The following is a 22878-nucleotide window of genomic DNA, read 5'->3' on the forward strand; positions in this document are numbered from 1 at the left end:
TATGTTGATATTAATTATAAGTCTTATTGTACTGGTCTGTATCGCCCTTATGGCAGGATACATCCGTAACCAGCGTCTGCAAAAAAAGATAGAACGCGGAGAACTGGATGCCATGCCCGAAGTGAAAGAGGCTGATGCGGAATGTTGTGGACAGCATGAAGTATGCGAGCGGGACAGTCTGTTGGCTGCTGTCAGCAAAAAGATAGAGTACTATGATGATGAAGAATTAGACAAGTACATTGGCATTGCTCCCGAAGACTACACTCCCGAACAGGAAGATGAGTTCAGGGACGTATTCTATACAATGCAGGATACCGACGTTGCCGGGTGGGTGCGCAGCCTGCAATTACGGGGAATAGCACTACCGGACAATATCAAGGATGAAATATTTCTGATTATAGGAGAAAGGAGATCTTAAAGTGGAGCTACTACAATACACCTTCTTTCAACATGCCCTCATCGGCAGTTTACTGGCAAGCATTGTTTGCGGGCTTATCGGTACGTATATCGTGACGAGACGGCTGGTATTCATCAGTGGCGGACTGACGCATGCTTCTTTCGGAGGCATCGGTCTGGGATTATATACAGGCGTTTCTCCCATACTGGCTGCTGGTGTGTTTGCTGTGCTGTCGGCTTTTGGAGTGGAATGGCTTAGCAAACGCAATGATATGCGTGAAGATTCAGCTATCGCTGTATTCTGGACGCTGGGTATGGCACTGGGTATCATGTTTACTTTCCTTTCACCCGGGTTTGCACCCGACCTTTCGGCTTACCTATTTGGCAATATACTGACGATTACATTAGGAGACATCGCCCTGCTGGCGGGACTTGCAGTACTATTAGCCATCTTCTTTGTCCTATATTTGCGCCCGATCATCTATGTTGCTTTCGACCGGGAGTTTGCCCGTTCACAAGGTATTCCCGTACAGATATTCGAATATGTACTGATGATGTTCATTGCATTGACCATTGTTGCATGCCTGCGTATGGTAGGCATCGTGCTGGTTATTTCCCTGCTCACCATCCCGCAAATGACGGCGAATCTGTTTACACATCGTTTCCACCGTATTATCTGGTTGTCTATTGGCATCGGTTATCTCAGTTGCCTGGGCGGATTAATGATATCTTATTATCTGAACGTTCCTTCCGGGGCGGCTATCATCTTCTTTTCCATCATTATATATGTAGTATGTAAGCTGGGAAAGAGTTTTTATTTATCTTTACGGCAGAAAACGCAGAACCCGTAAAACCTACTGGTATAGTTGAAACGCAAAGCAATCCTCCTCGTTGGCATCTTAGTTACTTTGATGCTCGTTGCCGGATGTTCCACCCGAAAGAACACAGCCGGTACACGCTTCTACCATGCCCTGACCACCCGCTATAACGTATACTTCAACGGAAACGAAGCTTACAAAGCCGGATTGCAGGCACAGCAACAAGGGAACAAAGATAACTACATGGAGATGCTCCCCCTCTATCCCATAGGCAATAAAGAAACTACAGGCATCGGCACTTCCGACTATGAGCGTGCCATTGAGAAAGCACAAAAAGCCATTCGCCAGCATTCCATCAAACGACGCCCTATCCGTAAACCGGGACGGGCTTATACGGATGAATACAAGAAGTGGCTGGCACGCCGGGAGTTCAATCCTTTCATTAATCGTGCCTGGATGCTATTGGGCAAAGCTCAATATCAGAAGGGAGACTTCCCGGAAGCAGCCGCAACCTTCTCTTATATTACACGACTCTATGACGGACAGACGAATATCACTTCCGAAGCCTTAATCTGGTTGTCCCGTTGCTACTCTGCGCTGGGATGGCAATATGATGCGGAAGATGCTTTAAGCAGGGTGAATAATGACAGCTTGCCACCGGCGCTGGCTGTTCCATATGCTTCGGCCACAGGAAATTTCTTATTAGGTAGCCAACGATACAGAGAAGCAATCCCCCATCTCGAAAAGACAGCCAGGAAAGAAAAGAACAAGCAGCAGAAAGCACGATGTTACTATCTCCTGGGGCAGACTTATCAAACGCTGCAACAACCGGAACAGGCTTATCAGGCGTACAGCAAGGTAATCCGCCTCAATCCACCGTACGAACTTGCGTTAAGTGCCCGTATCCGTCAGACGGAAGTGATGCCCACCGCCAATAGTCGTAAGATTACCGGAAAGTTATTGCGCCTCAGCAAGGATGAGAAAAACAAAGAATACCTCGATCAGATTTATTATGCATTGGGAAATGTATACCTTGCCGAAAAAGATACGGTACAAGCTCTTGCCGCCTATCACAAAGGAATAGAGAAGAGCACTCGGAACGGTGTGGAGAAAGGAGTTCTTCAACTTACACTGGGCAATTTGTACTGGCAGCAAGCGCGTTATGCCGAAGCACAAAAAGCCTATGCCGAAGCGATAGGATTAATAGACAAAGCCCATCGGGAATATGCCACTATCACCAGTCGTTCAGAGATCCTGGACGAACTGGTACCACATACCAATGCCATACAGCTACAAGATAGCTTACAACATCTTGCCAGACTGCCGGAAGCAGAGCGAATGGCAGCCGTAGAGAAAATCATAGCACAAATGATAGCCCGGGAAGAAGCTGAACGCAAAGCTGCAGAAGAAGCTGAACGGGAGGCAAACCGCCAAAAAATGAGGGAAGAAGCTGAAAGTCAATCACCTGCCACTTCAATTATCAGCAGACCGGGACAGGAAAATACAGTCACTACCCCACAGACCCTCCAACCTACAATAGGAGGAAAGCAAGACTGGTATTTCTATAACCCTCAATTGGTAGAGCAAGGAAAAGCTGAATTCCAACGCTTGTGGGGACGCAGAAAGCTGGAAGATAACTGGCGAAGGAAAAATAAAACAGTAGTTGCACTGGATGATTTTGAAGCGATAGATTACAGCGAACCGGAGGAAGGTGTTGCTAAAGGAGACACAATCCATGGCAATCGGGAAAATGAAACTATGGATTCTTCCATTCCTCGGAAAGAAGAAAGCGAAAAGAACACTGCCGACAGCATTGCCGGTGATACTCACCGCCCGGAATACTACCTGGCACAAATTCCGTTGACAGAAGAAGCTATGCAAGCCTCAAACATACTGTTATCAGAAGCCTTATATGGTGCCGGAATGATTTTCAAGGATCTTATGCAGGATTTCAAACGGGCAGAAGCTGCGTTTGAACGACTGGTACGCCAGTTCCCTGACTTTACACAAGCGGATGAAGCATATTATCAGTTATTCCTGACCGAACTGGCTCTAAATTATTATGGAGAACTTCCTGCCCTGCAACGTGCAGAGAAATATAAGGCCGAACTTATCGCCCGGTTCCCCAAAAGCCGCTATGCCAAGACACTGGCCGACCCGGACTTTGCAGAAAATGCCGTATATGGCAAACAACGTGAGGACTCCCTCTATGCCCGTGCTTACAAACATTTCCAACTGGGCGATACAACCACCGTGCGTGCAGCCGAACATCTTTCTGCCGAGATATACCCTCTGGGGCAGCATCGTCCCAAATTTATGTTCCTCAATGCCGTCACCCGGCTACAGGGAGGAGAAACCGATCAGTTCCTTGCTATCCTGAAGGAACTTGTACAGCAATATCCACAAAATGAAATCACTGATCTGGCTGCCCATATTCTGAAAGGGGTACAGGAAGGACGTCTGCTGGCTCGCGACAGTCATACATTTGGCTCCATCTGGCAACGACGGAATGCCGAGCTTGCCGAGGCTGGCAAGTTAACGGGCGATAGTCTGAGTGGCAGCGCTATTCTTCCTCCGGACAGCGCATTCAGTACAGAGCGCAATACACCGTTCCTCTTTATCCTGGCTTACGAAGAAGGAAAGGTAAATGAGAACATGCTACTGTTTGAAGTGGCACGCTATAACTTCTCCACTTTCCTGGTGAAGAACTTCGACCTTGCGTTTGCTCACGAACGGGGCATCGGCATGCTGCAAATCCGGCCATTCAGTAACTACGATGAGGCACAACAATACTTCCGCCGTCTTTATGCCAATCCCGAAATGGCTACACGACTTAGTGGTATGCGTGCCATACTCATATCAGAAGCCAACTACGAACAACTGATTAAACAGTATAGCTTCGACGATTACGATACCTTCTACCGTGCACACTTCTCTTCCATACCTGAACCTGAGTTAAAAGGTTACACGCTGGATGAGCCACTACTGAACCTGCCAACAGAGGAAGAAGAACGGCAGAAAGAAGAAAATCTGCCTACGGAAGAGGATGACCCGGAAAATGGTGTTATCTTTGAGGACTGAAAAAGTGAGTAGTGTTATGAAGAAAGATAAACTCCTTTGGGTAGACGATGAGATCAGCTTGCTGCGACCGCACATCCTGTTTCTGGAAGGCAAAGGTTACGAAGTAGACACCGTAACCAACGGACAGGATGCACTGGACCGTTGCCGTGCTACAACCTATGACCTGATCTTTCTGGATGAAAACATGCCTGGGCTGAGCGGCCTGCAAACACTGGCTTTGATAAAAGATATCTGCCCCACCGTCCCTGTGGTCATGATCACCAAGAGTGAAGAGGAAAATATCATGGACATGGCTATCGGCCAGAAAATTGCAGATTACCTGATCAAGCCCGTCAATCCCAATCAAATATTATTATCGCTAAAGAAGAACCTGCACCGCCGGGATATTGTCAGCGAAGCCGCACAAACCGGTTATCAGCAGAGCTTTGGTAAGATAGGCATGCAGATTAATGACTCACTAACGGCAGCCGACTGGATGGAGTTATATCGCCGCCTTGTTTATTGGGAACTGGAACTGGAAGCTACAGACAGCCCCATGAGCGAAATGCTTGCCATGCAGAAAACAGAAGCCAACAGTGCTTTTGCGAAATTCATCAAAAGGAACTATGCAGATTGGGTATCAGCTAAAGATGCGCCTGCCGATCGTCCTCTGATGAGTCCGGATCTTTTCAAGCGTATTCTTTTCCCGGCACTGGACAAAGGCGAGAAGGTTTTCTTCATCGTGCTCGATAATTTCCGTTACGACCAGTGGCGCGTACTTGCCGACGAATTATCCGGTCTGTTCAATATAGACGAGCAACTCTATTTCAGCATTCTGCCCACTGCCACACAATATGCCCGTAACGCTATTTTTTCCGGTCTGATGCCTGACCAAATAGCTAAATTATTTCCGAAACTGTGGGTAGATGAAGACGAAGAAGAAAACAAAAACCTGAACGAGGCTCCACTGATACGTACAATCATTGAGCGTTATCGCCGCAACGATACATTCTCTTATCATAAAATCAATGATGCAGCCGGTGCAGAACGTTTACTGGCACAACTCCCTGCCCTGGCACAGAATGACTTAAACGTTGCCGTGTTCAATTTCATCGATATGTTGAGCCATAGTCGTACAGAGAGTAAAATGATACGTGAACTCGCTTCTACTGAAGCTGCCTATCGCAGCATTACCCTTTCATGGTTCCGCCATTCACCCTTGAGCGATCTTCTGAAAGCACTTGCATCCCGTCAATATCGTGTCATTATCACGACCGACCACGGCAGTATCCGCGTAGATAACCCTGTAAAAGTACAGAGCAACAGTAAAGAAATCAATGCCAACCTGCGCTATAAGCTATCACGCAATATGGCATACAACCCCAAACAGGTATTCGAAATCACCCGCCCAGCCGAGATACACCTTCCCTCACCCAATGTGAGTACGCGCTATATCTTTGCCACAGGACGCGATTTCTTTGCCTACCCCAATAACTACAACCATTATGTCAGTTACTACACCAATACCTTCCAGCACGGAGGTATTTCGATGGAGGAAATGATAATCCCGCTCATCACACTGAGCGGACGAAGCTGAAAGTAAATTGTAAATTCAATCTAATATGGAAATTAAAATTCAATCTCTGGACCATATCCATGAAGCCGCCCGCGAGTTTATCGCTGCTATGGGCGACAACACTGTTTTTGCTCTCTATGGAAAGATGGGAGCCGGTAAAACTACTTTTGTCAAAGCACTTTGTCAGGAACTGGGTGTTGAAGATGTCGTTACATCACCCACTTTTGCCGTTATCAACGAGTATCGTTCGGACATAGCGGGAGAACTCATTTACCATTTCGACTTCTATCGTATCAAGAAGCTGGAAGAAGTATATGATATGGGTTATGAGGATTATTTCTACAGTGGGGCACTCTGTTTCATTGAATGGCCGGAGTTGGTAGAAGAACTGTTGCCGGGCAATACAGTGAAAGTAACCATCGAAGAACTGGAAGATGGTTCACGCAAGTTGACAATGGAAAACTTAGGTTAATATCTTATGAGTCAATACATCGTACAAGGCATCTTTGCAGTAGCCGGCATTATTTCATTACTGGCAGCAATATTGGACTGGGAGTGGTTCTTCACTGCCCGCAATACACAATTCGCTGTAAAAAGTGTGGGAAGAAAACGTGCCCGGTTATTCTATGGTGTACTGGGAGTTATTCTTATCGGAATGTCAATGTTCTTCTTTCTGAATACACCGCCGGTATAACTTTTTAGGCGCGGATTACTCGTAATCCGCGCCTAAAAAATAAAAACAGGTTAAGCCTCTATTGCCATCCTCCGCCAAGTGCTTTATATAACCGCACCAACGTTATCTGCTTATCCCGTATCGCATTGCTTAAACCTATCTGTGCATCAAAATATCCACGTTGTGCATCCAGCACATCCAAATATCCGATCACTCCGTTAATATACTGTAACTGAGCCAACTCTACATTACTCCGTGCCGCTTGTTCCAGTTGTAGACGCGATTCATAAATCTCTTTGATTTTACTGAAATCCACAATGGCATTCCGCGCATCCTTAAATGCTATCAATACTGATTTCTCATAAGAATACACCTCTTGTTCATAAGCTGCTTTCTTTGCTTTTAACATTGCGCGGTTCTTTCCCATAGCAAACAAGGGCGTCAGTAATGATCCGCTCAAAAAATGATATGGTGATTTCAGGAAATCCGAGAACTCAGCACTCTCCAAACCATAATGCGCTGTCAAAGCCAAACGAGGAAACATATTGGTATATGCAAGCCCCACTGATGCATTGGCTGCAATCAACTTTTGTTCCGCCTGACGTACGTCCGGACGACGTTCCAATAATGTGGAAGGAAGTCCAACAGGCAGGCTTTCCGGTAATTTCACTTCTTCCGGCAATACAGAACGTGCAATCTTCTGCGGATAATCACCAGCCAGGAATGCTATATCATTCTCTTTTATGGAAATCTTTCGCTCCAGATCCGGTACCAAGGTCGCAGTACGTGCCAATTCCACCTGTGCCTGTTGATAAGAAGTCTCCGAAGTCAGTCCGCCTTCAAAACGAAGCTTTGCCAAACGAACTCCCTCTTTACGGGCATTCAGTGTCTGCCGCACAATAGCCAATTCATTATCCAAGGCTACCAATTCAAAATACGCCTGAGCCACTTCTGCCACCAGACTCATTTTCAGTGCCCGTTGTGCTTCTATCGAACCCAGGAAATCTGCCATACTCTTATCTTTTGCCCAACGCAGGTTTCCCCAAAGGTCCACTTCCCATGAGACTATTGCTTTGGCTTCATAACTCCGGTCCGAATCGTAATTATCTCCGCCATAGTTTTCCGCCTCCTTGTCTGCATACAGCTTTCCACTGACTTGTGGGAAAAGATTAGCAAAGTCAATGCGTTTCATTGCTGCCAACTCCTTTACCCGTGCAGCAGCAATTTTCATATCTTTATTATATTCAAGAGTACGCTCAATAAGTGCTTGCAGCGTGGTATCAGTATAGAGTTCCCACCATTGCCGATCGGCAATAGAAAGTGTGTCCTGTTCTGTAGAGTCAAGTTGCTGCGGCAAATTCAACTCCGGACGTGCATAGTGTTTACCCAACTGGCAGGAACTGAACGCCAGTACCACCAACGCCATCATACCATATATTGTATATTTTCTTTTCATAACTTATCGTTTAAATCGCTTCGTAACTTTATTAATATTCGCGCTTTTCGCTTTTGCCTTCGCCTTATAAATCAGTACGAAGAAGAACGGGACTAAAAGAATACCTACCGTTACAGCCAGAATCATTCCGAAGAATACGCCTGTACCAATAGCCTGACGGCTTGCCGAACCCGGTCCACTGGCAATCACCATCGGCAGCATACCGAGGATAAATGCCAAAGATGTCATCAAGATAGGGCGGAAACGCAACTGTGATGCATGCAAGGCTGCTTTAACTACATTCGCACCATGATCTACCTGTTCCTTAGCAAATTCTACAATCAAGATTGCATTCTTTGCCGCCAGTCCGACTAACATAACCAGCCCGATCTGGAAATAGACATCATTCTCCAAGCCGCAAGCCCATACTCCGAGATAAGCTCCCAATGCGGCAATCGGCAATGAAAGTAATACCGCAATCGGCACTGTCCAACTTTCGTAAAGGGCAGCCAGGAAGAGGAATACAAACAGGAATACCAGTGCCAACACCATTGCCGTCTGTCCGCCGGCCTGCTTCTCCTGATATGAAAGTCCACTCCATTCCACACCTATGTTCTCCGGCAAATGCTCACGGGCAATCTGCTCAATAATCTCCATTGCCTGACCGGAACTATAGCCGTCGGCTGCTCCACCACGGATCACAGCACTGTTGAACATATTGAAACGCTTGATGCTACCCGGCCCCGTGGTATATGAGGTAGTTCCGAGGGAAGTTAGCGGTATCATCACATTATCCGCCCCACGTACAAAGAACAGGTTGATATTTTCCTTATGTTCCCTGTAAGGTGCTTCTGCCTGGATATATACACGATAGATACGGTTAAACATATTGAAGTCGTTTACATATACCGAACCAGTATAAGCTTTCATGGTTGAAAACACATCTGCCAGCGGCACACCTGCCAGTTTCACCTTATCACGGTCTACATCGAAATAGAGTTGCGGAATATCTGCCTGCAAAGATGATGATAACCCGGATAATTCCTTGCGTTGTGAAGCGTAATACATCAACGTATCTGTCGCTTGTACCAGATTATCAAAAGTAGCGTCTCCACGTGCTTCGAGTTGCATTTCGAAACCACCCGAACTTCCCAGTCCCGGGATAACCGGCGGTGTGGAAAGATATACCTTACACTCGGGATACTCCTGCAAATCCTTTTTCACCTGAGCCATTACCTCATCGATAGTCTGTCCGTCACGTGCACCCCACGGTTTCAGAATAACAGTCAATTCACTGCGTGCCTGGCTGCTACCCACACGGGGGCTACTACCTACTACGCTCTGAACATACTCTACAGCCGGATTCAGCATCAGATATTCTATAGCACGTTCCGATACGATTCGCGTACGCTCCAGTGTCGCACCCTCAGGCAATTCCAATTCCACTTTAAAGTATCCTTGATCTTCTACAGGCAGGAAGCTGGTCGGTATCAGGCGGTTTATCAGCAAAATAGCCACCAGTACTATACCAAATGCACTCAATACCCTGCGGGGATTACCTATCACACGTGAAATCTGGCGAACATACTTACGGTTACCCGTATTCAGTGCGTAGTTGATATAGCGGAATACAATATTCTTCCGTTTATGAGATTCCGGTTTCAATATCAATGAACACATCACCGGACTCAGAGTCAGCGCAACAACTGTAGAAAGCAATACGGAAACCACAATTGTCACCGTAAACTGACGATAAAGCTGCCCTGTGATACCACCGAGGAAACTAACCGGTACAAATACGGCTGCCAATACCAGAGACGTAGCAATAATCGCTCCCGTCAATCCTTCCATCGCTTTCTTTGTAGCCTCGTAAGGTGGCAGTTTCTCTTCATGCATGATGCGCTCCACATTCTCTACCACCACAATGGCATCATCCACCACAATACCAATGGCAAGTACTAATCCAAGTAAGGTAAGTATATTAAGAGAGAAACCGAATATCAGCATGAAACCAAACGTACCAATCAGAGAGATAGGTACTGCTACAATCGGAATCAGGGTAGCACGCCAGCTTTGCAATGATAAGAATACTACGATAATCACCAGTATCAATGCTTCAAACAAAGTCTTGTATACTTCGTGGATAGACTCTGAAATGTAAGTAGTCATATCAAATGGAATCTCGTAACTCAATCCGTCAGGAAAGTTATTGCTGATTTCATCCATTGCCTTTTTCACATTCTCCGCCACTTCCATAGCATTGGCGCCCGGAAGCATATAGATACCTAACACAGCCGCATTCTCACCATTGATGCTACTCTCCGTATTGTACGAAGAAGCCTCCAATGAGATACGTGCCACGTCACGCAAACGGATAATGGAACCATCCGCATTAGCGCGAATTACGATTTCCTCAAACTGTCCTACTGTAGAAAGACGTCCCTGCGTTGTAATAGGAATGGTAATATCCAATCCTGTCACAGGTTGTTGTCCCAATACACCAGCTGCAGATTCACGATTCTGATCTTTCAGAGCATTCTGCAAATCGGCTACGGTCAGTCCAAAGTTTGCCAACTTATCCGGTTGCACCCAAATCTGCATAGCATAGTAACGGCTACCAATATTCGACACACGACCCACACCGGGAATACGGCGAAGTAAATCGAGCACATTCAATGTAGCAAAGTTACTCAGATAAATTTCATCAAACTTTGGATCAGAAGACCTCAGACAGATAGTCATTAACTGGCTGGCTGCCTGTTTTTCTACGGATATACCGTTTTGTACCACCTCTGCCGGAAGACGGGATTCCGCCAACTTCAAGCGGTTCTGTATTTCAACCGCTGCCAAGTCAGGATCAGCAGAAATATCAAATGTTACTGTAGCTGAGAAACCACCGGAGTTTGAGCTATTGGACTCCATGTAGAGCATTCCCGGCGTTCCGTTCAACTCTTGCTCAATAGGTGTAGCAACCGCTTGAGATACCGTCAGCGCACTGGCACCGGGATACGAAGCACTAATCTTCACCACCGGTGGCGTAATCTGCGGATATTGGTCAATGGGAAGCATCGTCAGTCCGATGATACCCACAATGACAATCAGTATAGAGATGACAGCCGAAAATACCGGTCTGTCTATAAAGAAACTTACTTTCATATGCGTCTGTTTTTTTATGATAATTTAGTTGACAAGGAGGTTAGTTGACAAGGGGACAAGGGCTACGCTATATTTACGCAATCCTGATTTAACTATTATACCGAAGGCTCCTTGTCACCTTGTTCCCTTCTTCCCTCGTCAACTTCTTCTTCTTTCTTCAACAGGGCATTGTTAACTTTAACTTTCATACCCGGGCTCAGTTTATGGTATCCTTCTACCACTATTGTTTCACCCGGCACCAAACCTCTCTCCACCACTACTTGATTCTGGAACTCCGGTCCTAACTCTATAAAACGACGTTCTACAGTAGAATCACGACGCATAACAAATACATAAGCACCACCTTTTTCTATAATAACAGACTTCAAGGGAACCACTGTTGCATTCTCCCGCACATCCAGCAACAGCTTCACTTTAGTAAACTGGCCCGGAAGCAATACGTGTTTCGGATTAGGCATTTCGGCACGAACAGAGAAAGTACCGGTACGTGGATCAACCTGCGGTTCGGCAAAGTCGACCAAGCCTTTGAAAGGATAAACTGTATTATCGGCAAGTGTAATAGAAATATTCGGCTGCCAGGAACGGGTAGAATCTTTCTGTCCCAGATTCACGTTACGTTCCTTGGTTTTCAGATAGTCTAATGCTGTCATACTGAAATCTACCAGTACCGTATCGCTTTTCACGATATTGGCAAGCAATGACTTGCCGCCCGTACCGACCAATGTACCAAGGTCTACATACCGTTCACTGATGTGTCCGGCCAGTGGAGAGCGAACCACTGTATATCCAAGTTCCAGTTCTGCCTGGTCAAGATCAGCCTGACTCATAGCAACACTGGCCACTGCCGTTTCATAAGCTGCCACCGCGTTATCCAAATCTAATTGACTGGCAGCATTTTGTTCATACAAAGGGCGAATGCGCTCCAGGTCACGTTGTGCTTTGCGTGCTTGTGCTTCATCTTTTTTCAACTGTGCACGAGCCTTATCCGCCTTAGCGCGATACTGATCCTGATTGATAACAAACAATACTTGATTCTTCGTCACATAAGTACCTTCTTCGAAAAGCATATTTTCCAGATACCCTTCTACGCGGGCACGCACTTCCACAAACTGTTGAGCGCGAACACGTCCCACGTATTCACCATAGATTTCGACATCATCTTGTGTCACCGGTTCCACAGCTACCACCGGCAGATCCGGTGCAGGGGCCGGACGATGAGTAATAAACCAGTAAATCGCTACTAACAGTACTATACCAATTGCGGCAATCACTGCCTGCTTTTTCGTTATTCTGAATTCTCTCTTTTTAAAAAACGGTTTCATAAGCTCTCTGTTTATGTTAATGTTAAAAACCCTATAAATAAAAAACACAACTGGCGTGCCAAAGTTCGATGGCTATACCTTTATTATTCATAGTCAAACCATTAAAGTTTTAACAAAGGATTATGGAAGTGGGGAATTCACTCTACAAGTGTGGAATTATTCCACAAAAAAAGTCCGAACAAGCTGTCCGGACTTCTCTTTTACTTAACTGAAACTTCTTATTCTTCATCATCATCCAATGACTCCGTATATTCCAGTTCTCCTTGAACTACAAACAGGATTTCTTCCGGATCATACTCACCCATCTCATCTTTGTGGGCTTCTTTGATGATGTAATCTACGATTTGCCCCAGGTCGACTTCGATGCATCCATCTTCATCCGGCTTTGCATCCAGGATGCCGCTTTCAGAATAATACTCGTCAATCAAATCGAGGAAATAATAGAGTTCATCTTCGGAGTATTTCTCCTTTAACTCCTGCGGCAAATAATTCTTGATGTATTCGATGGTTTTTTCGTCATCGAGATCATCCTTTAAGAAATCGTCTTCCAGTCCCATAACAGTTAGTTTTTTTAAGGGTTAATACCTTATTATATTATGCTCCTATAAAAGCATCTTTTTTATCTTGTCATCAAAAGCTGATTTCCCGGCAGAACCTACCTGCTTGTCAACCAACTCACCGTTTTTAAAGAACAATACGGTAGGAATGTTACGGATACCATATTCAGCAGCCACATCACCATTCTCATCTACATCACACTTACCGATGAGAACCTGTCCTTCATACACCTCTGCCAACTCTTCTATGATAGGACCTACCATCTTACAAGGACCACACCACGGGGCCCAAAAGTCAATCACTACAGGTTTACCTTCTGCAAGGATTTCCTTATAGTTGCTGTCTGTAATTTCTAAAGCCATTGCGTTAATGATTAATTATTTAATGTTTAATGATTACTGTCAAATTATTTACGGAAGCAAAGATAACTAATTTATCCGGAATTCCAGTTCGGGACGATCATTTAAATAAGAGATTAACTCACGTCCTACCGAAAGTTTCACAGGTCGGGAAATCATGTCCACTACCGTCTTACTATCAGGATCACTCACTTTAAAATAGAGTTCCGTTGTACCCGGATTCCCTTTCATCAGTGCAGCAAGCTCCGTAACCAGAGCCTGGTTCAACACAGAAAGCGGTATCAGGATAGTAATTTTAGAAATCAGTTTCTCTTTTACATCCGGAAGCAATTCCATAGAAGTAATCTTAACTTCCAACTCATCCTGCTTCCACTGTTTAGGTTGGCAACGAGCCTTAATGAAAAGGAAGGTACGTTCGCCCAAATACCCCTGATAGGTCACCCAGTCATTACCAAAGAACGGAAGTTCAGCCGAACCGGAATAGTCTTCAATCTTCGCAATGCCATAAGGATTACCATTTTTACTGATTCCCCGACGCACAGAAGTCACAATACCTCCCATCGTTATCTCTCGTCCGGCAAGTGCCGTTTTATCCTCCAACTCAGCCATACGCGTATTACATACGTGCTGCAATACTACGGAATATTCATCCAGCGGATGGGCAGATAGATAAATACCTACCAGGTCACGTTCCTTGTTCAACCGGTCCAGATCACTCCAACGTTCAGCTTCAGGAATTTCGGGAGTGGCAATGTCCACTACATTATCTCCACCGAACAACGAGTTGGCAGCCGCTGCCTGGTCTGCCTGATAACGGTTACCATAACGTACCAAAGTTTCCAGAAAAACCTCATTTTTGGAATTCACAGCAAAGTATTGTTCACGTTTTAACTCCGGGAACTCATCGAAACCACCTGCCAAAGCAAGACATTCCAGATTCTTCTTATTACAAGCTGTCAGATTGACACGCTGCACAAAATCGAATATACCTTTAAAAGGACCATTCTTCTCACGTTCTTCCATGATATTCAGTACAGCGCCTTCGCCTACTCCCTTCACTGCACCAAGACCGAAACGGATATTTCCTTCCGGGTTAACAGTAAACTTCAGATTACTCTCATTCACATCCGGACCAAGAACTTTGATGCCCATCGATTTACATTCATCCATCAATTTGGTGATGTCAGTAATGTTCGACAAGCTTCGGCTCATCACAGCTGCCATATACTCTGCCGGATAGTTCGCTTTCAGATACGCGGTCTGATAAGCTACCCATGAATAGCAAGTGGCATGAGATTTATTGAAGGCATAGGATGCAAACTTCTCCCAGTCTCCCCAGATTTTTTCAAGTACCTTCGGATCATGCCCATTCTTACGTCCGCCCTCGACAAATTTAGGTTTCATATGATCCAGTTTATCACGCAGCTTCTTACCCATCGCTTTACGCAGGGCATCAGACTCACCACGGGTAAAGTCTGCCAGCAAGCGTGACAAAAGCATCACCTGTTCCTGATACACCGTAATACCATATGTATCCTTCAGATACTTCTCCATGACAGGAATATCGTACTCAATCGGCTTCCGTCCATGTTTACGGTCGATAAAGTCCGGAATATAATCCATAGGCCCCGGACGATAGAGGGCATTCATTGCAATCAAGTCTTCGAAAGTAGATGGCTGCAACTCGCGCAAATATTTCTGCATACCGGCAGATTCAAACTGGAATGTACCGATAGTACGCCCGTCACTATATAATTTATAAGTAGCAGGCTCGTCAATAGGCACCTTATCTATATTTAATACCAGTCCACGATGCAAACGCACATTTTCCACGGCCTCCTTGATGATTGATAATGTTTTCAATCCCAGGAAGTCCATCTTGATCAAACCTGTATCTTCAATGACCGAACCTTCATATTGGGTAACAAGCATCTTCTCACCCGTTTCCTTATCATCGGCAGTACTTACAGGTACCCAGTCAGTAATATCATCACGGCAGATAATCGTACCACAGGCATGCACACCCGTACCACGCACATTGCCTTCCAGCATCTTGGCATATTTCAGTGTATCGCGCACCAAAGGATCGGGAGAAGCTTCCGCTGCTTGCAGTTCAGGAACATAATCAATGGCATTCCGCAGATTCAACTTCTTATCAGGTATTTTATCAGGAACCAATTTAGCCAGACGGTCAGACTCAGAAAGAGGAAGTTTCTGCACACGGGCAACATCTTTAATAGCAAGCTTGGTAGCCATTGTACCATAAGTAATGATATGCGCCACTTTTTCCTGGCCATACTTTTGCGTCACCCAACGAAGTACTTCTCCACGTCCATCATCATCAAAGTCGATATCGATATCAGGCAATGATATACGGTCGGGATTCAGGAAACGCTCAAACAGCAAGTCATATTTAATGGGGTCGATTTTCGTAATCTGCAAACAATATGCTACCGCTGAACCGGCTGCCGATCCACGCCCCGGACCTATCGAAACTCCCATATTACGCCCAGCAGCAATAAAGTCCTGTACAATGAGGAAGTATCCCGGAAAACCCATTGTCTTCATGATGTAAAGCTCAAACTTCAACCGTTCCATCACCTCATCAGACAGAGGATCTCCATAAAATATCTTAGCACCGTCAAAAGTCAATTTGGCGAGATAATCCGCTTCCAGTTTGATACGATATAACTTTTCATATCCGCCTAAACGCTTGATTTTAGCTTTGGCCGCATCCTCGTCCAGCACTACATTACCATTTTCATCCTGGGTGAATTCATCAAATAAATCCTTCTCAGTATATTTCTGCCGATAGCCTTCTTCTGTTCCAAAGTCTTCGGGAATAGCAAAAGTAGGCATGATAGGTGCATGGTCAATGGAATAGTATTCTACTTTATCCAGAATTTCAAGGGTATTGGACAAAGCCTCAGGAACATCTGCAAAGAGTTCATTCATCTCTGCCTTCGTCTTCATCCATTCCTGCTTGGTATAAAGCATACGATTCGGATCATCCAGATCTTTACCGGTACTCAAACAAATCAGCCGGTCATGTGCCTCAGCATGTTCTTCATTCACAAAGTGAACGTCATTGGAACAAATGAGCTTAATATTATATTTTTTTGCAAACTCTATTAATTTGGCATTTGCCTTCTGCTGCAACGGATAAGCTTCATGGTTGGCACGCGGTATAGTAGCCCGATGCCGTTGTAATTCCAAATAATAATCTTCACCGAAAAGATTTTTATACCAGCGTATGGCTTCTTCCGCATCTTCCAGCTGGTCATTGATAATCTTCTTAGGCACTTCACCACCAATACAAGCCGAACATACAATCAACCCTTCATGGTATTTTTCCAATTCGTTACGGTCGGTACGCGGACGCATATAGTAACCTTTGGTCCAAGCCCTGGATACTAACTTAATCAGATTATGATAGCCTTTCTCGTTTTTCGCCAATACAATTAAGTGCCAACCGCTTTGGTCGGGCTTACCTTCTTTTTTATCCATAGTACGGCGAGCCACATACATCTCACAACCAATGATTGGTTTGAACAGCTTATTTTCAGCTTCCGCAATCTTCGCACGACAGTCAGCAAGTTCTGCTTCCTTATCATCGCAAGCAATCTCGCCGCTTTCAATACCGGCCATCCGTTTCTTAAGATCTTTGATCTCACCCTTCGGTCCGCTATTCTTTTTGTTAACGTAGTTAGTGAATTCCTTAATGCCGAACATATTACCGTGGTCAGTCACGGCTATTCCCTTCATTCCATCTTTCATAGCCTTGTCCACCAACGCACTTACGCTGGCCTGACCATCGAGTAAGGAATACTGGGTATGAACGTGCAAATGAACAAAATCCTGCATAAATATCTCCTTTCAATTAAGAGCATAAAAGTACAACCTATATAAGACCTAACAAAAATATTTCCCTAAAAGTTATCAACAGATGCATTTCTCCCTCCAAATGCTTGTTAGATTTTCAAAATAAGCCTATTTTTGCCGATAATTTGTATTCAAGAGAATAAAACAACTTAGATGAGTCGACTAAAAAAGCTAAAAAAGATACGAATTCACCGCGAAGGGACACATACACTGGCCGGTAGCTTACTATTGCTATTGGTTGTCAATTCAGTCCTCTATTTTGGACTGGAATGCAAATTACCGTTCTATATCGTAGCTGTGGTCAGTATCGTCCTGTATGGAATGCTGGTGAATTTCTTCCGATGCCCTATCCGCCTATTTGGCCAGGAAGACACCGAAAAGATTGTAGTGGCACCTGCCGATGGCAAAATAGTAGTCATAGAAGAAGTGGATGAAAACGAGTACTTCCACGACCGCCGTCTTATGATTTCTATTTTTATGAGTGTCATCAATGTACATGCCAACTGGTATCCGGTAGACGGAACCGTAAAGAAGGTGGCACACCATAATGGTAAGTTCATGAAAGCCTGGCTGCCGAAAGCCAGTACCGACAACGAACGCTCTACAGTGGTGATTGAAACTCCCGAAGGTGTAGAAGTAATGGCTCGTCAGATTGCCGGAGCTATGGCACGACGTATCGTCACTTATGCCGAACCCGGCGAAGACTGTTATATCGATGAACACATGGGCTTTATCAAGTTCGGGTCTCGTGTAGATGTTTATCTCCCGTTGGGCACAGAAGTGTTCGTGAAAATGGGACAAACCACCACAGGAAACCAAACCGTGATAGCCAAACTAAAATAACTAAACAATGGCTAACCGTATTACTCGCCATATCCCCAATACACTGACATGCCTGAATCTGTTCTCCGGCTGTATTGCATGTGTTATGGCATTTGAGTTCAAGTATGACTGGGCTCTGACTTTCATCATTATCAGTGCTGTGTTCGACTTCCTCGATGGAATGTCGGCACGGGTATTGCATGCCCCTTCTCCCATTGGAAAAGAATTGGACTCCCTGGCAGACGATATCAGTTTCGGATTAGTACCTTCAGTTATCGTATTCTCCTTATTGCGTGAGACGACTTACCCCGATTGGATGAGCAGCTTTCAGGAATATATTCCCTATTTTGCTTTTCTCATTGCCATATTTTCAGCACTGCGTCTGGCAAAATTCAATATTGACGAACGCCAAACCAGTTCATTCATCGGACTAAATACTCCAGCCAACACATTGTTTTGGGCGGCAGCCGCTGCGCAATACCACGACTGGCTGATACAAGGTGGGGTAGCTCTGTATGGATTACTAATCTGTATTGTACTATTCTCCCTGCTGCTGGTTTCCGAATTTCCAATGTTTGCTTTCAAATTAAAGAGCCTATCTTGGGAAGAAAATAAAATCCGTTATTTGTTTTTGATAGTCAGTATTCCTCTACTTATTTTCGTAGGACTTGCTGCAGTCATAGGCTGGTACATCATTCTATGCTGGTTTGTTAGAAAGAAACTCTAAACAATCTTTTGGCACAGTTGTTGTACTATCGTTCGTAAGACGAACAATATATAAAACGATTAGCCCATGTTTCATATCTTAGGATTTCTATTTGTCATCATAGTCGTTATTCTAGTCATCGGACTCAGTATCATCGGCACCGTTCTCCGGACTATCTTCGGACTGGGAGGAAAGCGTCGTTCTTCCTCCGGCAGTTATCAATCTGGCCAGGGTTATTCTTACTCAGGCGGTCAACAACAAAACTCTTCTTCACAAACAGATGAAGGAACCACTTCTGAAGGAAATGATATTCATAGAAAACACAAAAAACTCTTTTCTAAAGATGAAGGAGAGTATGTTGATTTTGAAGAAATTAAAGAATAATCAGACTTTAGCCATGCCGGTAAGGATGTATTTACCTTTCAAATTATGCTCTTTCATATAAATTTGAACCTCCATCCGGCAGGCTGACACCAAGGCATGTCCCGTCAATCTTTCATTCATAGCTTTAATAAATGAATACTCAGTGTCGTCGTGTATAAAAGATATGCGATGATATTCCATTATATAATGTATTTAAGTATCTGTTGAATCTCCAAATATACGGATAAAATACGTAGCATAAATTAAAAAAGGAATATAAAAAGAGAATCCCGGCAAAGAAGTCCTCTGCCAGGATTAACTCAAACTTTCATTATTTTACTGCCTAACCAGTCTACCATTGATTACCTCGTCTTACAATCCGTCCATATAGCTACAGATGTAAGTGAACTTGGTGAGGGCAAAAGTATACAGAAAAAGCAGAATATGATTTCTAAAAATGGTATTTCTAAAAGAAAAAGGCAACCACCTAAATAGCAGCGACTTACCATTGCTATTTCAAAAGTATTTTGACGATTTCATATTCTTTTTGACGATTTGTTATCGTGTAAAATGGAGATAATAATAGCAAATAAAGGCATAATTTAATTTTTCAGACTTCAACGCCGTTTTGCAGCAAAGAAATCTTTCATCAAGGCAGCACAATCATCAGCAAGAATCCCTTTCACAACCACCGTTTTCGGATGTAGAGCCTGTGGTGCATAACGCTGATATCCACGTTTTTCATCTTCAGCACCAAATACAAGCCGCCCCATCTGCGCCCAGGCTATTGCACCGGCACACATGACACAAGGTTCAACCGTAACATAAAGAGTACATTCATTCAGATATTTTCCGCCAAGAGTAGAAGCAGCAGCAGTAATTGCTTGCATTTCAGCATGGGCTGTCACGTCTGTCAATGTTTCTGTCAGGTTATGGGCACGTGCTATAATACGCTCTTTGCAAACAACAATCGCACCAACAGGCACCTCTCCTCTTTCTGCCGCCTTACGTGCTTCTGCAAGTGCTTGCTTCATATAAAAGTTATCGTCCACCACCCTTTTACCTTTAATTTTTAATTTATAACTTATCTCCGCATATCATGTTCTCCAAAAAGAGTCGGATAATCTTCTTCCATATTTTTATGGATAAACATGAGAATAGTCTCCCGAAGCCAGCGTGATTTATTCGTTATCTTGTACTTCTCCAGATAACGGTCTACAATCCGCAGCTCTTCCTCGCTCATCAGACATACGATGCGCTGTTCACGTTTCGGCTCTTCGGGTGTTGCTTTCGCACACGTTTTATCTCTCTTTCTCATATTTACTGCAAAATTAGTTTTACTTCTGTAAATACAAAGCAGAAAAAACGTATTTTTGCATAGAAACAGCTAAAATAGGGATAAATACAGGTATGGCAGCACACAATACCCTTGGAAAAGATGGAGAAGACGCCGCAGTAGCGTATCTGGAACGCAATGGATATGTCATTCGCCACCGTAATTGGCGCAAAAACCATCTGGAACTGGACATTGTGGCAGTCAAAGATGAATTGCTGATTGTAGTGGAAGTGAAGACACGAAGCAATACGGAATACATCGAACCGCAAGATGCCGTTAATTGGCAGAAAATACGCCACATTGTAGTGGCTGCCGATGCATATATCAAGCATTTCAGTATAGATATTCCTGTTCGTTTTGATATTATCACCGCGGTCGGCAAAGCTGGAGCATTTGAAATAGAACATATTAAGGATGCATTTTATCCGCCAATGTTCTGAATTATAAATTGCAGTAAAATGAATATAAACGAACTCATAGCCCAACCGGAAGGACGACGTCTGGAATTCAAAGGTGAACTTCCTACAAATGTCGGTGATAATGTCGGTGATAATGTCGGTGATGTCGGTGATGTCGGCAATATTGATAACAATATCAGCTATAATGAATTGAAAGTCATACAATTGATCTTACATAATCCGAATATCACAACTAAGGAAATAGCTGAAACCTTAGGAATTAGCACACGCCAGTGTGAACGTATCATCGCAAAACTTAAACAATCCGGAAAATTATTACGCAAAGGTTCTGCAAGAACCGGTTACTGGGAGATTAATAACAATTAAAAATATCTGGAAGTTATTATGGATATAGAAACTGCCCGCGAATACTGCTTAGCCAAGAAAGCAGTCACAGAATGTCTTCCATTCGATGAGTATTCACTTGTAATGAAAGTTATGGATAAAATGTTCGTACTGATTGATCTGGAGTCCTCCAACAAAATTTGCATGAAGTGTGACCCTGAGTATGCCATAGAGTTGCGCGAACGTTACTCAGCCATCGAAGGCGCCTATCATTTTAATAAGAAATACTGGAATCAGGTTTTTCTCAATGGCGATGCAGACGATAAGTTGATAAAGAGTCTCATTGACCATGCTTATGAGGAAGTCTTAAAGAAGTTCACCAAGAAAATGCATGCCGAATATGAAGCCTTACCCTGACATGAATAAAGAGCCCAACGTGCATCTTCCCTCTGCGAAATTTCCTGTTCCCCTCCTCGTATTAATGGAAACAGACTCCACCAATCGGCACTTAACGCAACTTTGCGATGAACAAGGAACCGATATTCCGGAATTTATGACGGTGATTACCGAACGCCAGACTGCCGGTAAAGGACAACGTGGCAACAGTTGGGAATCGGAAGATTGTAAAAACATTACATTCAGCTTCGTACTTTACCCTACATTCATTGAAGCGCGTCAACAATTCATCCTTTCCCAACTCATCTCACTCTCCATCAAAGAAGAATTGGATGAATGGGCTGAAGGTTTTTCCATTAAATGGCCGAATGACATTTATTGGAACGAGAAGAAGATTTGCGGCATACTGATAGAGAATGACCTTTCAGGACATCATATCGGACGCAGCATTTCCGGTATCGGAGTGAATATCAATCAGGAAGTTTTCCGAAGTAATGCCCCTAATCCGGTATCTCTAAAACAGATTACAGGAGAAGATCATGACCGATATCTGATACTTGCCAATATTATGAAGCGAATAAAAGAGTACTATACCCTTTTGCAAACAGACTGTTCAGGTAAAACAGCAGACTTAATCAACACCCGTTACGCTCATTCCCTATTCCGTCGGAATGGCTTTCATCGCTATGCAGATGCGGACGGCGAATTCATTGCCCACTTGCTACGCGTAGAACCGGATGGGCGATTTATTCTTGAAGACCAGGCAGGAAAGGAACGTGGATATTTGTTTAAGGAAGTACAATATATTCTTTAAAGTTCAAGGCACAACTAAAAGTTAGTATCAATTTACCCTCACTACCCTCACTTTTAAAATAGATTAATGATAATTAGACTATTAAGTGTGAGTGAGAGTAAAAATCGGGCGTGAGAGTAAGTGACCTACTCTCACGCCCGATTTTTACATTTTACGTCATAACTACCTTTATTACAACACAATACATTACATTTAGTGCATATATCGGACGAGTCTGTAATCCAATATTTTTAGCCTTCCTTCCCCGCGTAAATGGCGGATATGCCCCATTGCAGTCGTTTTCATCATACCGCATATCCTTTGGAAGTCACCTTTTGTCATCATGTGGTTTTGACTGAAATAGCTGGTCAGTGGAGTGTTCAACATAAGAGATTATTTTGTTTACTCTTAAGAAACATTCCGTTCACCCTTAGGAATGTGACTTAATACAGAAATGGTTTACACCTATTTAACTAAAAACGGT

General features: G+C 44.1%; 23 protein-coding genes. 13 read left to right on the top strand and 10 right to left on the bottom strand.

Annotation, left to right across the window (positions count from 1 at the left end):
* Position 1 precedes the first annotated feature (1 nt).
* From DWW10_RS20100 to DWW10_RS20125, 6 genes are read left to right on the top strand one after another with little or no spacing between them, the layout of a single operon-like run.
* The gene (locus tag DWW10_RS20100; RefSeq protein ID WP_022391949.1) at positions 2-418 is read left to right on the top strand and encodes a hypothetical protein; all 417 of its coding nucleotides are present in this window, start codon (positions 2-4) and stop codon (positions 416-418) included.
* 1 nt (position 419) lies between these two features.
* A complete protein-coding gene (locus DWW10_RS20105) occupies positions 420-1247 on the top strand; it encodes a metal ABC transporter permease (RefSeq protein WP_118421935.1) in 828 nt (275 codons plus the stop codon).
* Between the two features lie 15 nt (positions 1248-1262).
* Positions 1263-4295 (top strand): type IX secretion system periplasmic lipoprotein PorW/SprE, encoded by a 3033-nt coding sequence (porW, locus tag DWW10_RS20110; protein WP_022391950.1) that lies wholly within the window; start codon positions 1263-1265, stop codon positions 4293-4295.
* A gap of 16 nt (positions 4296-4311) precedes the next feature.
* Entirely contained in the window at positions 4312-5871 is a 1560-nt protein-coding gene (porX, locus tag DWW10_RS20115) for a T9SS response regulator signal transducer PorX (RefSeq protein WP_022391951.1), read from the top strand.
* Between the two features lie 25 nt (positions 5872-5896).
* A complete protein-coding gene (gene tsaE, locus DWW10_RS20120) occupies positions 5897-6322 on the top strand; it encodes a tRNA (adenosine(37)-N6)-threonylcarbamoyltransferase complex ATPase subunit type 1 TsaE (RefSeq protein ID WP_021967083.1) in 426 nt (141 codons plus the stop codon).
* A 6-nt stretch (positions 6323-6328) separates the two neighbouring features.
* Positions 6329-6544 carry an immunity 17 family protein gene (locus tag DWW10_RS20125; protein ID WP_022391952.1) on the top strand — a complete coding sequence of 72 codons (216 nt, stop codon included), beginning with the start codon at positions 6329-6331 and terminating at the stop codon, positions 6542-6544.
* Between the two features lie 58 nt (positions 6545-6602).
* Here DWW10_RS20125 and DWW10_RS20130 read toward each other — a convergent pair whose 3' ends face one another.
* The 6 genes from DWW10_RS20130 to dnaE form a co-directional block, all read right to left on the bottom strand.
* Positions 6603-7979: an efflux transporter outer membrane subunit gene (locus DWW10_RS20130; protein WP_022391953.1), complete on the bottom strand. Its 1377-nt coding sequence runs from the start codon at positions 7977-7979 to the stop codon at positions 6603-6605.
* A gap of 3 nt (positions 7980-7982) precedes the next feature.
* Entirely contained in the window at positions 7983-11114 is a 3132-nt protein-coding gene (locus tag DWW10_RS20135; RefSeq protein WP_022391954.1) for an efflux RND transporter permease subunit, read from the bottom strand.
* Positions 11115-11209: 95 nt separating this feature from the next.
* Positions 11210-12436 carry an efflux RND transporter periplasmic adaptor subunit gene (locus DWW10_RS20140; protein WP_022391955.1) on the bottom strand — a complete coding sequence of 409 codons (1227 nt, stop codon included), beginning with the start codon at positions 12434-12436 and terminating at the stop codon, positions 11210-11212.
* 218 nt (positions 12437-12654) lie between these two features.
* On the bottom strand, positions 12655-12993 hold the full coding sequence (locus tag DWW10_RS20145; RefSeq protein ID WP_022391956.1) for a hypothetical protein: 339 nt from the start codon (positions 12991-12993) through the stop codon (positions 12655-12657).
* Positions 12994-13038: 45 nt separating this feature from the next.
* Positions 13039-13356 (bottom strand): thioredoxin, encoded by a 318-nt coding sequence (gene trxA, locus DWW10_RS20150; protein WP_007667249.1) that lies wholly within the window; start codon positions 13354-13356, stop codon positions 13039-13041.
* 66 nt (positions 13357-13422) lie between these two features.
* Entirely contained in the window at positions 13423-17217 is a 3795-nt protein-coding gene (dnaE, locus tag DWW10_RS20155) for a DNA polymerase III subunit alpha (protein ID WP_022391957.1), read from the bottom strand.
* Positions 17218-17388: 171 nt separating this feature from the next.
* Between dnaE and DWW10_RS20160 the strand changes: the two genes are divergently transcribed.
* The 3 genes from DWW10_RS20160 (at position 17389) to DWW10_RS20170 (ending at position 19147) form a co-directional block, all read left to right on the top strand.
* Positions 17389-18078, top strand: a complete 690-nt coding sequence (locus DWW10_RS20160) for a phosphatidylserine decarboxylase family protein (protein WP_022391958.1) — start codon at positions 17389-17391, stop codon at positions 18076-18078.
* 7 nt (positions 18079-18085) lie between these two features.
* Positions 18086-18784, top strand: a complete 699-nt coding sequence (locus DWW10_RS20165; RefSeq protein WP_022391959.1) for a CDP-alcohol phosphatidyltransferase family protein — start codon at positions 18086-18088, stop codon at positions 18782-18784.
* A 66-nt stretch (positions 18785-18850) separates the two neighbouring features.
* Positions 18851-19147 (top strand): DUF4834 family protein, encoded by a 297-nt coding sequence (locus DWW10_RS20170; RefSeq protein WP_022391960.1) that lies wholly within the window; start codon positions 18851-18853, stop codon positions 19145-19147.
* On the opposite strand, the gene DWW10_RS20175 is transcribed toward DWW10_RS20170, so the two are convergent.
* The 3 genes from DWW10_RS20175 to DWW10_RS20185 form a co-directional block, all read right to left on the bottom strand.
* Positions 19148-19327, bottom strand: a complete 180-nt coding sequence (locus tag DWW10_RS20175; protein WP_022391961.1) for a hypothetical protein — start codon at positions 19325-19327, stop codon at positions 19148-19150.
* A gap of 416 nt (positions 19328-19743) precedes the next feature.
* Positions 19744-20178, bottom strand: coding sequence for a nucleoside deaminase (locus tag DWW10_RS20180; protein ID WP_022391962.1), 435 nt, complete (start codon positions 20176-20178; stop codon positions 19744-19746).
* A gap of 32 nt (positions 20179-20210) precedes the next feature.
* A complete protein-coding gene (locus DWW10_RS20185; protein WP_007212260.1) occupies positions 20211-20444 on the bottom strand; it encodes a hypothetical protein in 234 nt (77 codons plus the stop codon).
* 92 nt (positions 20445-20536) lie between these two features.
* Here DWW10_RS20185 and DWW10_RS20190 point away from each other — a divergent pair, with 92 nt between their 5' ends.
* Genes DWW10_RS20190 through DWW10_RS20205 form a run of 4 tightly spaced genes read left to right on the top strand, consistent with a single transcriptional unit; the run spans position 20537 to position 22415 of the window.
* Positions 20537-20902, top strand: a complete 366-nt coding sequence (locus tag DWW10_RS20190; RefSeq protein ID WP_022391963.1) for a YraN family protein — start codon at positions 20537-20539, stop codon at positions 20900-20902.
* Positions 20903-20920: 18 nt separating this feature from the next.
* Positions 20921-21247, top strand: a complete 327-nt coding sequence (locus tag DWW10_RS20195) for a winged helix-turn-helix domain-containing protein (RefSeq protein ID WP_022391964.1) — start codon at positions 20921-20923, stop codon at positions 21245-21247.
* Positions 21248-21265: 18 nt separating this feature from the next.
* Positions 21266-21622: an MmcQ/YjbR family DNA-binding protein gene (locus tag DWW10_RS20200; protein ID WP_022391965.1), complete on the top strand. Its 357-nt coding sequence runs from the start codon at positions 21266-21268 to the stop codon at positions 21620-21622.
* Positions 21606-22415 (top strand): biotin--[acetyl-CoA-carboxylase] ligase, encoded by an 810-nt coding sequence (locus DWW10_RS20205; protein WP_022391966.1) that lies wholly within the window; start codon positions 21606-21608, stop codon positions 22413-22415. Before DWW10_RS20200 ends, DWW10_RS20205 begins: the two co-directional genes overlap by 17 nt.
* 192 nt (positions 22416-22607) lie before the next feature.
* Here DWW10_RS20205 and DWW10_RS20210 read toward each other — a convergent pair whose 3' ends face one another.
* Positions 22608-22781: a hypothetical protein gene (locus DWW10_RS20210; RefSeq protein WP_022391967.1), complete on the bottom strand. Its 174-nt coding sequence runs from the start codon at positions 22779-22781 to the stop codon at positions 22608-22610.
* Positions 22782-22878: the final 97 nt, after the last annotated feature.

The organism is Bacteroides intestinalis, assembly GCF_003464595.1.
Lineage (GTDB): Bacteria > Bacteroidota > Bacteroidia > Bacteroidales > Bacteroidaceae > Bacteroides > Bacteroides intestinalis_A.

Excerpts from the sequence above, each read along its gene's own strand:
- DWW10_RS20100 (WP_022391949.1), top strand. The coding sequence starts at position 2 with ATGTTGATATTAATTATAAGTCTTATTGTACTGGTCTGTATCGCCCTT.
- porX (WP_022391951.1), top strand. The coding sequence starts at position 4,312 with ATGAAGAAAGATAAACTCCTTTGGGTAGACGATGAGATCAGCTTGCTG.
- tsaE (WP_021967083.1), top strand. The coding sequence starts at position 5,897 with ATGGAAATTAAAATTCAATCTCTGGACCATATCCATGAAGCCGCCCGC.
- DWW10_RS20125 (WP_022391952.1), top strand. The coding sequence starts at position 6,329 with ATGAGTCAATACATCGTACAAGGCATCTTTGCAGTAGCCGGCATTATT.
- DWW10_RS20130 (WP_022391953.1), bottom strand. The coding sequence starts at position 7,979 with ATGAAAAGAAAATATACAATATATGGTATGATGGCGTTGGTGGTACTG.
- DWW10_RS20135 (WP_022391954.1), bottom strand. The coding sequence starts at position 11,114 with ATGAAAGTAAGTTTCTTTATAGACAGACCGGTATTTTCGGCTGTCATC.
- DWW10_RS20140 (WP_022391955.1), bottom strand. The coding sequence starts at position 12,436 with ATGAAACCGTTTTTTAAAAAGAGAGAATTCAGAATAACGAAAAAGCAG.
- DWW10_RS20145 (WP_022391956.1), bottom strand. The coding sequence starts at position 12,993 with ATGGGACTGGAAGACGATTTCTTAAAGGATGATCTCGATGACGAAAAA.
- trxA (WP_007667249.1), bottom strand. The coding sequence starts at position 13,356 with ATGGCTTTAGAAATTACAGACAGCAACTATAAGGAAATCCTTGCAGAA.
- dnaE (WP_022391957.1), bottom strand. The coding sequence starts at position 17,217 with ATGCAGGATTTTGTTCATTTGCACGTTCATACCCAGTATTCCTTACTC.
- DWW10_RS20160 (WP_022391958.1), top strand. The coding sequence starts at position 17,389 with ATGAGTCGACTAAAAAAGCTAAAAAAGATACGAATTCACCGCGAAGGG.
- DWW10_RS20165 (WP_022391959.1), top strand. The coding sequence starts at position 18,086 with ATGGCTAACCGTATTACTCGCCATATCCCCAATACACTGACATGCCTG.
- DWW10_RS20170 (WP_022391960.1), top strand. The coding sequence starts at position 18,851 with ATGTTTCATATCTTAGGATTTCTATTTGTCATCATAGTCGTTATTCTA.
- DWW10_RS20175 (WP_022391961.1), bottom strand. The coding sequence starts at position 19,327 with ATGGAATATCATCGCATATCTTTTATACACGACGACACTGAGTATTCA.
- DWW10_RS20185 (WP_007212260.1), bottom strand. The coding sequence starts at position 20,444 with ATGAGAAAGAGAGATAAAACGTGTGCGAAAGCAACACCCGAAGAGCCG.
- DWW10_RS20190 (WP_022391963.1), top strand. The coding sequence starts at position 20,537 with ATGGCAGCACACAATACCCTTGGAAAAGATGGAGAAGACGCCGCAGTA.
- DWW10_RS20195 (WP_022391964.1), top strand. The coding sequence starts at position 20,921 with ATGAATATAAACGAACTCATAGCCCAACCGGAAGGACGACGTCTGGAA.
- DWW10_RS20200 (WP_022391965.1), top strand. The coding sequence starts at position 21,266 with ATGGATATAGAAACTGCCCGCGAATACTGCTTAGCCAAGAAAGCAGTC.
- DWW10_RS20205 (WP_022391966.1), top strand. The coding sequence starts at position 21,606 with ATGAAGCCTTACCCTGACATGAATAAAGAGCCCAACGTGCATCTTCCC.
- DWW10_RS20210 (WP_022391967.1), bottom strand. The coding sequence starts at position 22,781 with ATGTTGAACACTCCACTGACCAGCTATTTCAGTCAAAACCACATGATG.